This is a genomic window from Sporosarcina sp. Y352, from assembly GCF_056786535.1.
The window spans coordinates 1-10,727 of sequence record NZ_JBXCJE010000026.1 but is presented as its reverse complement, the minus strand read 5'-3'; the positions used below and the strand labels follow the sequence as shown (position 1 = coordinate 10,727).

At 32.7% G+C, this 10,727-nt stretch carries 13 protein-coding genes; 12 read left to right on the top strand and 1 reads right to left on the bottom strand.

Annotated features, from left to right (window positions below; genetic code table 11):
- Positions 1-134 precede the first annotated feature (134 nt).
- Positions 135-266: a hypothetical protein gene (locus AC1TO6_RS20790; RefSeq protein ID WP_482103489.1), complete on the top strand. Its 132-nt coding sequence runs from the start codon at positions 135-137 to the stop codon at positions 264-266.
- Between the two features lie 626 nt (positions 267-892).
- On the opposite strand, the gene sspO is transcribed toward AC1TO6_RS20790, so the two are convergent.
- Complete coding sequence (gene sspO, locus AC1TO6_RS20785) at positions 893-1,048, bottom strand: small acid-soluble spore protein O (protein WP_482103488.1); 156 nt, start codon at positions 1,046-1,048, stop codon at positions 893-895.
- Positions 1,049-1,646: 598 nt separating this feature from the next.
- Between sspO and AC1TO6_RS20780 the strand changes: the two genes are divergently transcribed.
- The 11 genes from AC1TO6_RS20780 to AC1TO6_RS20730 all read left to right on the top strand — a co-directional run bounded on the left by AC1TO6_RS20780 (position 1,647) and on the right by AC1TO6_RS20730 (position 10,606).
- Positions 1,647-3,521 carry a serine hydrolase domain-containing protein gene (locus AC1TO6_RS20780; RefSeq protein ID WP_482103487.1) on the top strand — a complete coding sequence of 625 codons (1,875 nt, stop codon included), beginning with the start codon at positions 1,647-1,649 and terminating at the stop codon, positions 3,519-3,521.
- A 383-nt stretch (positions 3,522-3,904) separates the two neighbouring features.
- The gene (locus AC1TO6_RS20775; RefSeq protein ID WP_482103486.1) at positions 3,905-4,552 is read left to right on the top strand and encodes a hypothetical protein; all 648 of its coding nucleotides are present in this window, start codon (positions 3,905-3,907) and stop codon (positions 4,550-4,552) included.
- Between the two features lie 287 nt (positions 4,553-4,839).
- On the top strand, positions 4,840-5,130 hold the full coding sequence (locus tag AC1TO6_RS20770; protein ID WP_482103485.1) for an RNA polymerase alpha subunit C-terminal domain-containing protein: 291 nt from the start codon (positions 4,840-4,842) through the stop codon (positions 5,128-5,130).
- 142 nt (positions 5,131-5,272) lie between these two features.
- Positions 5,273-5,818, top strand: a complete 546-nt coding sequence (locus AC1TO6_RS20765; RefSeq protein WP_482103484.1) for a GrpB family protein — start codon at positions 5,273-5,275, stop codon at positions 5,816-5,818.
- Between the two features lie 485 nt (positions 5,819-6,303).
- Complete coding sequence (locus AC1TO6_RS20760; protein WP_482103483.1) at positions 6,304-6,864, top strand: NUDIX hydrolase; 561 nt, start codon at positions 6,304-6,306, stop codon at positions 6,862-6,864.
- 110 nt (positions 6,865-6,974) lie between these two features.
- Complete coding sequence (locus AC1TO6_RS20755; protein WP_482103482.1) at positions 6,975-7,979, top strand: serine hydrolase domain-containing protein; 1,005 nt, start codon at positions 6,975-6,977, stop codon at positions 7,977-7,979.
- 106 nt (positions 7,980-8,085) lie between these two features.
- Positions 8,086-8,640 (top strand): GNAT family N-acetyltransferase, encoded by a 555-nt coding sequence (locus AC1TO6_RS20750; protein ID WP_482103481.1) that lies wholly within the window; start codon positions 8,086-8,088, stop codon positions 8,638-8,640.
- Positions 8,641-8,799: 159 nt separating this feature from the next.
- The gene (locus AC1TO6_RS20745; RefSeq protein ID WP_482103480.1) at positions 8,800-9,123 is read left to right on the top strand and encodes a cysteine peptidase family C39 domain-containing protein; all 324 of its coding nucleotides are present in this window, start codon (positions 8,800-8,802) and stop codon (positions 9,121-9,123) included.
- A 203-nt stretch (positions 9,124-9,326) separates the two neighbouring features.
- Entirely contained in the window at positions 9,327-9,662 is a 336-nt protein-coding gene (locus AC1TO6_RS20740; protein WP_482103479.1) for a ribonuclease E inhibitor RraB, read from the top strand.
- Positions 9,663-9,833: 171 nt separating this feature from the next.
- Positions 9,834-10,175, top strand: coding sequence for a hypothetical protein (locus tag AC1TO6_RS20735; protein ID WP_482103478.1), 342 nt, complete (start codon positions 9,834-9,836; stop codon positions 10,173-10,175).
- A 176-nt stretch (positions 10,176-10,351) separates the two neighbouring features.
- Positions 10,352-10,606 (top strand): hypothetical protein, encoded by a 255-nt coding sequence (locus AC1TO6_RS20730; protein WP_482103477.1) that lies wholly within the window; start codon positions 10,352-10,354, stop codon positions 10,604-10,606.
- Positions 10,607-10,727: the final 121 nt, after the last annotated feature.

Below are 10,727 nucleotides of genomic sequence, written 5' to 3'. Positions count from 1 at the left end.
TTATGAAATACGTGAAAAAATAATTATTCTACATCATGAAGTAGTGCAAGCCGTTGATACATCAATGTTTATAGAGGGAGGTTAGTTCAATAAGGTAATGAATTTTTCAGGAAGAGTATAGAGGGGGATTTTGAATGGATTGGTTATGGGCATGGTTTGCGTTTTCCCTTGCTGCGGGAGCGTTTTATAACTCCTATGAAGTAAAAAAAGAGAATAAAAAGTTGAAAGAAAGAATTGGGAAATTAGAAGAAGAAGTATATAAATAATTTCAGCTAACGGGTAGCTTTAGTGAAAAATCGGCTGACCTTCAAGACGGCTTTTCTTATTGCGTAATGGAGGTAACTACTTCCGTGAAATGATTCATCTGATTTTTTTTGGAGGAGTAATATTATTAAAATTTTTTTTAAACTCTTAGGAATACTAGCTGGTGTAGCTACTACTTATTTATATGGTCACGTACCTTTCTTGTTCAACTCCCATGAAAATTAGAAAAGCTCAAAACTCGAGAAAATCACAAAAATACTTAGAAATAGTTTTTTAAAAAAGGCCCGAGCCTAGTTGATAGTTAAATCAAGAACCAACTCCATTCTTCTTAAAATAAAGGCAGGCTGGTGCAAAAAACAGAATAGAATTATACTACCATGAGTGCTACTCATATAGAGTGCGACAGTCTGTGGTGCAGAGTGGATGGCTAACGGGTTAGTGAAATAAAAGAGTTTGTGAAATTAAAATAAAGGTCAGAATCCCCAAAAAAGAGGACAACGAATGACAAAGCACAATGCTGTAATCAATCGTTGTCCTCTGGTTGGCCAAGGGGACTTATTTAATCTAAACCACAGTTCTAAGCAGAATATAGTAAAAAAATGAAGTAGCCGTCTTACATCACTTTAGCTCATTGCCGCTTCTTCGTTTTCTTATTATTATGTCGCTCTGCCGGTGTCAAGGGTTTGTTTGCAAGTTCATGATCAAATTCCCTTGATAAATTCTTGCTATCCGCTTGCTTATCACTAGCGTTACCACTTAAATTATTCTTCGGGCTGTTGCTCACTATATACACCTCCATGATTTTAGTTTGCCACGTGGCGTCCTTAGTATGCATTTTTGTTAAATGTTACGGTAATTGTTTTGTAATTGATTATCAATCGTTTTTTTAAAAAAGGCTGAGCCTTCAGAATGATTGTATTAAGTTGAAAGTTAATCAAGAACCAACTCCATACTTCATAGAATAAAGGCAGGCTGGCGCAATAACCTGAGTATGATTAATCTCCCATAAGTGCTACCCGTATTGGGTGCGACATTCTGTGATGCACCGTGGTCGTAGGAGTCAGACTAACGGGGTAGGTCAGTTGAACAAGGACCGTAAATTAATCTGAATTTAATTACTGGTCAATATTAAAAAATGTATAGAATTAATAGACAAAAAACGTGAAAAAAATTTTAGACCTTATTGTAGATAGAATAAATGAAATTAAATAACAATAGGCACAAACAAAGCAGTGTAATGAAATTTGGTTGCACCGATTATTTGATAATGTCTTCCAAAATGTAATAAATCATGCAGCGTGCGATACATTGGAAATCACTTTGCAAAATGATTCAATTAACTTTAAGGAAGCAAATATATACTTATTATAAGGGGGGACCGCATGAATAAGAATTTTGCAATTTTATTGATACTAGCTTTATCTTTGTTTATTACCGAAACAATTTATGCTAATGAACTTACAACACCATCTGGAATTTCATTATCCGATGTAGAACGTTTCGTAGACGATTATGCAAATGAATATATTGGTGAAACAACTGCGGGTGCGAGCATTGTTATATTGAAAGATGATAAAGTTGTTTTATCAAAAGGATATGGTTATGGAGATATTGAAAATCAAATTAAAATAAATACGAATACTGCTGTTTTTGAATGGGGCTCAGTTAGTAAATTGTTTGTCTGGGTGTCGGTCATGCAATTAGTCGAACAAGGAAAAATTGATTTAGATGAAGATATAAACAGCTATTTACCGCAAGGATTTTTAACAAAACTAACGTATGATGTTCCTATCACTATGTTGGATTTAATGAATCACACTGCCGGATTTGAGGATAATATTTTTGATGTGGGATACGCTACCGAATACCGTGTAAAATCTTTAGAAGAAGGATTGAAAATTGCTGAACCAAACCAAGTATATCGTCCAGGTAAAGTCGTTGCTTATTCTAATTATTCAACTTCCCTAGCTGCATATATAGTTCAATTAATTACAGAACAAGACTTTAATGAATATGTTGATGAACATATATTTCAAAAATTAGGTATTCTAGATTCGACTGCATATTTGTCTTTAGGGAGAAATGAGCAGATAACAAAAAACAAAGTAAATGGATATGAGCTTATAGAAGAAGGAAATTTCAAACTATCGACACCGTTCTATATGTCCGTGTATCCTAGTGGTGGAATAAATGGAACAGCACAAGATTTAACTAAGTTTGCAATGGCACTTATGCCACAAACCGATAATGAAAACGTTTTGTTTGAGGATGAAAGTACGCTAGATACAATGCTTTCACAAAGTTATGCCATTAATGAGAATGTTCCAGGTATCGCACATGGTTTTTGGGAGTATGAAGGAAAGTTTAAAGGACTGACACATGGTGGAAATACAGCCTCCTTTACAAGTAATTTTCATGTCGTCCCTGAAGAAAAATTTGCAGTAATAATATTAACGAATCAAGCTTCAGAGCTTGATATTTCCTATGGACTGATGAAGGAATTGGTTGGAGAAAAAGAGATAGATGAAGTGAAATTGGCAGACTTACCAAACTCACAAATAACAGAAGGAAAGTATATTACTACTCGCAGAATGGAAAGTGGCTTCTTAAATTTGTATTACTATTTACAACCACTTACAGTGAAATCACTAAATGCGAATGAAATTGAAGTAAGTTTGGCAGGTATGAAAGCTAATTACGTCCAAACGCATCCAAATGTTTATAAAATGACAGATGGTAGTCCTATGTTTAATCTTACAAAAGTTCTTTATTTTACTATAAAGGATGGTGAAGTTAAACAAATTTCTACATCGATTTCAGATTATCTCCCTTTAGATAAAAGTAGATCTTGGTTAACAATAAGTGCTGTATTATTCATTTATTGTTTAGTATACTTTATTGCTTCCCCATTCGTTTTAATCGTAATCAGTATTTTGAATCGGAGAAGAAAAAAATCTTCTATAAAAATAAGGAAATGGGTTTACCTATTAAATATTGTTGGTACAGCATTTATCGTAAATATTATTTTATTAGCAATTAGGATGTTGAGTAATAGTAATCGAGGATATTTTGAAGTACTCCCACATATAGTTGCTAATTATGTTTTAACTATTGCAAGTGTTGTTTTTATTATTTTCGTTTTACTTAATTGGAAAAAGGAAACTTTAATGAAATTCCAGAGAGCTATTTATCTTCTATCAATCGTTACTATTGTTATATTAATCTTTTTACTTATAACATGGCAGTTTTATAAGTAATGCTTCGCTTAATTTTGTAGAGACTGAACCGTGGTTGATGCCAGGGGTTGATTACTCAGTACAGGTATAAATTATTAATGGTGTAAAGAAAGAGTGGGCGTTGCGTGAGTTACTACAGTATATTCGTAATCACACCGACCTAATAAAGTTTCTGCAGTGCTAGTAGCTAACTTATAAAATTCAAATCAAGTTGAACATTACTATTACACGAGATTGTTGACTATTAATAAAGTGTCAATGTCTCAATAACTCCTTGTGCACCTATTCTACAATCAGGCCATATTCTGGAATAAGTGATTTACTAATACTAATCTTGAATTAGTTGAAACGATATCGGTGCGCGTAAGTACTTATTTCATACTTATAGGGGTGGTGGAAAAATAATGGTGAAAAATTTGCTAGGTATTATTACAATAATTGGATTATTAATGGCTTGTAGTAACGAGGGTAGTCAAACAAATAAAAATCAAATCATCAACGATCCGGAAAAAGAAATACCGGAAAATGATAAAAATCAATCGAATTCAAAAGATGAGGTTGAAGATAATGAAACTAGCATGGAGATTCATACAGGTTCTACCGAAACAGTAATTAGAAAAAATGAAGGTTCGGACCAGGAAATTAAAGTTATTAATTATCATATACCAACCTATGGTATTGCTTATCAATTAGACGAAGTATTCGGTGTTCCTGAAGTGAGCAACAACCAAATAACTTATTCAACTCAATACGATGACTATAAGATCACATTAGAAATGATAGAACACACAAATCTTGAAAAATCTGTATCGAACCTGCAAGAAAGATTTGAAACTGAAGGGTTCGAAGAAAAATTTGAATTGGAAAGCACACCGTTAGAAGAAAATGAGTTGACGGGAAAAATGCAATTTTATGTTTATCCCGTAAAAGGGTTTATTGCTTATGAGATTGATGAACATGTACTAGTGATTACATTTCAATATCCAGAAGAAGGTGGGGATGGCATGTACCCACTTTTAAAAGACTTACGAAAATCGATTCATGTACAATAATTATTTAATGACCAAAGCGGGTTTGTTCAATTAGAAGTCACGAAAGAGGTAGGTGACGAAAAACAAATGCGATTATATCGTTTGTAACATCAGTATTTGTACTTTCAACTTACATTTCCCTCCACTAACGGGTGCTTTCCTTCAAATAGGAGTTAAGCACCCTTTTCAAATTTTATTAACTGGCAGGATTGCTGAAAAGACATACATAGATTTTGTCGAGATTGTACAACTAATATACAATAAGATCAAGAAAAAACTGGATACTAAATTTGTTAGGAGTGATTATTTTGACAGTAGAAAAAAGTGCAAGGGTTTGTGAAAAGGGACATACGTATTACAAAAACAGTGAGTGTACAAGTTGTCCTACGTGCGACAAAGAGAATAAGCCTAAAAATGGCTTCCTCTCGAAACTTAGTTCACCCGCAAGAAATGCTTTGATTCACGCAGGGATTGACACATTGAAAGAACTATCACAGTACACTGAAAAGGAAATTTTGAAATTGCACGGTATCGGACCAGCTTCCTTGCCTACTATGAGAACTTTTTTAGAAGAAGAAGGGTTGTCATTTAAAAAATAAAATTAAACGCATAAATCGAATTCGATGAGCAAGAATTGAGCGTTTTAAATGTTCGCTTGAAGTCGGAACGCCTTTAAGGATTGTTGGGAGAATCCCTCAATCCTTTTATTAGCTTTATATAGAAGAATGGAGGGAAGTTATTATGAGAAAAACTGAAATTCATCCTTGGAATGAAGAATGGGAAAAGCGATATTGTCACGAAGAGAAATTATTAAAAGGGATATTGGTTGATGAACTAGTTGATATTTTTCATATCGGAAGTACCTCTGTACCAGCAGTAGGTTACGCAAAACCAATAATTGATATTTTAGTTGTCGTTAAGAATATTAAAAATATTGAATTGTTCAATGAAGATCTTCGGAAATCTGGATATGAACCTAAAGGTGAGAACGGGATCACAGGAAGAAGGTACTTTCCGAAGGGGAATGAAAATAGAACCCATCACCTACATATATTTCAAATAGGAAATGAAAATATAAAAACGCATTTGGATTTCAAAGAATACTTAGTAAAACATCCGGAATATGCTATAAAGTATGGAGAAGTTAAAATCGAATTGGCAAAACAGTACCCAGATAATCATTATAAGTATCAAGATGAAAAGCAGGAATTTGTTAATGAATTAGTTCTTAAAGCAAAAAACTGGGCTGCAAAAAGAAAACAGACAGGAGATTGCAGCGGCAACTGAAGAAGAGAATGGGCGTTTTTATGTCGCAGTTTACAAAAAAATAAGACACAAAGGGGACGTACAGAAATGAATAACAAAACTAAATCAACTGTTTCCTCAGGCATTACATTCGGTTCAGCTTTAGCAATTGCAATTTCTTGGAGTGTACACAAATCTATTTTGTGGACTTGTATACACGGGGTGTTTAGCTGGTTGTATGTAATTTATTATGCAGCGACTCGTTAAATTATTTCAAAGGTAGAATATGATTGGCAACTTTAAATTCATGATTTTGAACTAATAGGTGCTTTACTTTAGTAAAAGTAGAGCTTTTCATATTTAAGTAACCCGCTCTGCAATCAAATTCTTTCTGGTCCTATAAAATAAGTGGTGACGCTTTTTCACTAACGGGTAGTTTAGTTGAAGAAGGAGTAACCCCCATTATTAGAGAATATATAAAGATATAGGTTGATTAAATTAAGAAACAGCAATAGTGGAGGGGTATTATGGATAAATGGAAAACATTAAAATCAGAGTATATACATAAAAGTCCATTTGGGAATATAAGAAAAGATAAATGCAAGCTTCCAAATGGAATTGTGATTGACGATTATTATGTAAACGAATATTCGGATTGGGTAAATGCAGTAGTAATTACAAAGGAAAAACAAATTGTTCTTGTTGAACAGTATCGTTATGCAGGAAAAGACTTTTTCTTAGAAGTTCCTGCTGGTAAAAGAGAAGGAAATGAAACACATGAAGAAGGGTTAATTAGAGAGGTTAAGGAAGAAACAGGATTTATTTCTTTGAGAAAACCAATTTTTTTGGGTGAATTCATGGTTAACCCAGCCACACAAAATAACAAAGTGATAACTTATCTAATGTTGGATGCATTTAAAGAATTTGAACAAGACTTAGATGATACAGAAGAGATAAATGTTAAGTTAGTTGATTTTGAAGAAATGGGAAATCTAATAAGATTAAATCAGATAAATACACAACTTTTTACTACAAATGCTTATTTTATGGCTAAAGTTTTTCTTACTGAAAATCTATTGAAGATTTAATAATCAATCCTTGTTCAACTAACGAGTGCTATGAACAAGGTTTACTATGTCTGATTGTAGAATTTAAGGTATAGATAGATTCAATGGGGGATTAAAAGGGGATGTAGTGAGTGGTAGATATTTATAAAAAATTAGTTTCGTATGTGGATGATATAAAGGAACGCAATAATAGCGGTGCATCTTCATTAGTTATAATAAAGGACGGTAGGATTGTATTAGAACATTATAGTGGCTTTCATTCTAATTCAAATGCTATTCCCATTTCTGAAACCTCACAGTTTAATGTTGCTTCTGCAAGAAAAAGCTACATAGGTTTAGCGATAGCCTATGCTTTATATGAAGGTAAAATTAAAAGTTTGGATGACTATGTAATCGATTACTTAGACAGTTACGATAAGGAACTCCTTGCAGGAACAACTATAAGACATTTAGTTACTCACTCTCACGGATTAAACGAGAGAATGGAAGGAAATATTTTTAGAGAATTTGCTCCAGGCGAGGGATGGGCATACAGAGGTATTAACATTTTAATGATGACAGAAATTATAAAAAAACTTTACGGTAAAAGTTTCCCTGAATTACTTAAAGAGAGGGTATTCCTACCATTAGGTTTTAAACAAACTGCTTGGCATTCAAGACCAAATAAAAAATTGGTTCAAGTAATTGATAATCCAAACGATCTTTCTACATATAAATTAGGTAGTTCAAATGATGGCTTTGACTCAAACCTCCATACCTCAGCTCGGGAATTTGCTTTATGGGGAAATCTTCATTTAAATAATGGAGTAGTAAATGGAAAACAAGTTGTTCCAAAAGAAGTAATTCAATTAGCTACCCGATTACAAAACCCAACTTATAAAGATAAAGATTTACCACAGAACGGATTGTTTTGGTATGTGAAAGATACACCATCGTTAAGAAGCGAAATTGGAGAAAGAGTGCCTAAAGGTTCCTATCAAATATTGGGTGTAACTGGTCCGACTTTATTAGTTATTCCTAAATATAATCTTGTTGTATCAAAAATGTACAATAAACGATTTAACTATGGGGGTAACAATTACCTTCATTATTTAAGAGAATTCAGCAATTTAGTTGCTGATTCATTTAAAGAGTAATATGTTCTTATTCAAAAGGCAGTTTACTTGAAGAACAGTGAAGTCCTCTAATATTCAAGTAATGGCGGGTACTACAAAATGAATAATATTTAGGGAGAGGTTTATTTTGGTAGAAGCATTTCCTATACTTGAAACTGATAGGTTGATTTTAAGACAAGTAACACAAGATGATGCAAACAGTCTTCTAAAGTATTTGTCTGATAAAGAAGTAATGAAGTATGTTGGTTTAGAACCATTTAAGTCCATTGATGACGCATTGGATGAGATTTCTTGGTATAAATCAATATTCGAAAAGAGAACAGGAATAAGATGGGGAATTACGTTGAAGGATCAAGGGGAGGTAATCGGAAGTTGTGGTTTTCTTAACTTAGCTTCACAGCATTATCGTTCAGAAATTGGTGTTGAGTTAAGTAGAGAACACTGGGGTAAAGGAATAGCAAGCGAGGCTTTTGAGGCTGTTATTAGATATGGATTTGAACATTTGAATTTACAACGGATAGAAGCGTTAATAGAACCTCCTAATATACCGTCACAAAAATTAGCAGAAAGACAGGGGTTTATTAGAGAAGGGCTTTTAAGAAGCTACGAGTTTACTATTGGAAAGTTTGATGATTTATATATGTATTCATTGTTAAAGCAAGACTTCAATATCAAACAATAATTTTAGATTGTGAGTTATTAAAGTAACGGGTGCCTTACTTCAAGACGGAGTAAAGCCTTTTTTATTATTGAACTAAAGAAGCAGTTTGGTTAAATAAGGACACACTTAACTTTCTATTTAGAATATGATTAGATTAGTTTTATTAAGGATGTGTTGAAAATGGAGAATAATTCAAATGAATATAATGTCGGATATACAATATTTAAAGCCACAGGTGTACGTCACGAATTTCCGCAAGTTGATTTAGTGGAAAAGCAAGTAACCTGTATTGTTATATACAATGATGAAACATATATGACTGTTATTGTAGATTTAAAAAGCGAAACTGTACAAGTTGAGGGTGATGTTGATGAGTTGGGCGAATTAAGTATGGATAAAGACTCTTACATTGATATGTTCAAACAAAATGCAAGGTTTTTCATTGATAACAATATCTCTAATCCGAAAGAGTATTATGATGAAATAATAAAAAATTTAAACTAACGGTGGCGTCAGCAGGTTATTGCTATTTCGGAATCAGGCGCGCATTACTTCAATTAGGGGTTTAGCACCCTTTTCTTATTCAACTAACGGGGCAGATTAGTTCAAGAAGGAAAAGAAAATAATACCATATCAATTACATTAATATATTGTTAATATTTGAAATGTAAATAAACTGATATAAGAAAAAAGGGGACAATAATAAATTGAATCTATTTCCTAAAAATTTCCCTAAAGATGAAGATGGACAAGTGTTAAAAAGGCTATATAAGCTAGGTGTTGATTTTAAAGAACCGATGGGTGTTGATTTTTGTGTTGCAGTTCCAGATAAAAAGAATGGTGAATCTGTTCTAAAAGCACTAAGAGATAATGGGTTTAATTGCGAATTAGAACAAGATGAAGAAACTGAAGAGTGGACTTGTTATTGTTTTGTAGAAATGCTTTTAATTCACGAAGATATAGTTAATATACAAAAACAACTAGATGAATTAAGTAAACCTTATGATGGTTACACGGACGGATGGGGAGTAATGGTTGATTGATTTAATATCTGTAATTGTAATGAGAAATGCCTTTTTAGTTCCAACTACATTCATCTTTAGTGCTATGAAATGCAAGCATTTTTGGTTAACCTAAAAGGTTAGTTAATAAGAAAACTTGATAAGTCAAAGAAACAATAGATAAGATAAAATAATGAATTCTTGGAGGATATTATGACTTTTGAAGAGCTAACAAAAAACAAACCAACGGTAGAATGGAAACAAAGAATGGATGAAGATGATGACCTTTTTACCGACGAAAATATTAATGCAACTAATGAGGTTCTTAATTCTTACATCAATAGCTTAAAAAAACTTGGAGATAATACGACAGAGGAAGACATATTGGTATGTGTTAAAGAAGTGGTAATCAATTTAAATGAACTAAATGAGAAATATGATTACTTTATTGAGACAATGGAGAGAGAAGAACTATGTGATTTTATTATTGAGGCAACAAGTATAGCTGGCTTTGAGTCCGAAGAAGACATAATTGAAGAATGGAGAGAGTGGTAAGAAACGGAAATGCTTATTGAACTCCCATGAAAATTAAAAAACGCTCAAAATCAGGTCCTTCACCACTCTCAATAAATGCTATTATGAATCTTCAGCTAACTGGGTGGTTAATTCAATTTAAAAGTAAAAAATTGGAATGTAATTCACTTTGATAAATATGGTAAAGTTTTTTTATAGTGGGAGAAGTAAAACATGGAAATAAACATATTAATGCTGTGAAAGGAAAAGTAATGGATAAGGTAAAACTCTATTTAAAATACCGGAAAAAATCATATCTTTTTAATACAGCACTTTTTATTGCAGCTTTCATTGTTGTTATCTTTATATTTGGACCTCCGAAGCATTATGTTGTCCCTATTTTTTCAATGATAACAGCTTATGGTTTTTTAGAGTTTGTAGAATATAAACGTTGGAAAAAAGAAGATTATTAAGTTTAGTATCTTCAACTAACGGGTGGTTTCGTATTATAAGGTTAACCAGTTTTTACTGGTTGACCTTATTTTTATAGGATTTAATATATCAGTAGCCAGGGTAGGACGTACGGGTGCGTGG

Excerpts from the sequence above, each read along its gene's own strand:
- AC1TO6_RS20775 (WP_482103486.1), top strand. The coding sequence starts at position 3,905 with ATGGTGAAAAATTTGCTAGGTATTATTACAATAATTGGATTATTAATG.
- AC1TO6_RS20735 (WP_482103478.1), top strand. The coding sequence starts at position 9,834 with ATGACTTTTGAAGAGCTAACAAAAAACAAACCAACGGTAGAATGGAAA.
- AC1TO6_RS20765 (WP_482103484.1), top strand. The coding sequence starts at position 5,273 with ATGAGAAAAACTGAAATTCATCCTTGGAATGAAGAATGGGAAAAGCGA.
- AC1TO6_RS20790 (WP_482103489.1), top strand. The coding sequence starts at position 135 with ATGGATTGGTTATGGGCATGGTTTGCGTTTTCCCTTGCTGCGGGAGCG.
- AC1TO6_RS20745 (WP_482103480.1), top strand. The coding sequence starts at position 8,800 with ATGGAGAATAATTCAAATGAATATAATGTCGGATATACAATATTTAAA.
- AC1TO6_RS20780 (WP_482103487.1), top strand. The coding sequence starts at position 1,647 with ATGAATAAGAATTTTGCAATTTTATTGATACTAGCTTTATCTTTGTTT.
- AC1TO6_RS20760 (WP_482103483.1), top strand. The coding sequence starts at position 6,304 with ATGGATAAATGGAAAACATTAAAATCAGAGTATATACATAAAAGTCCA.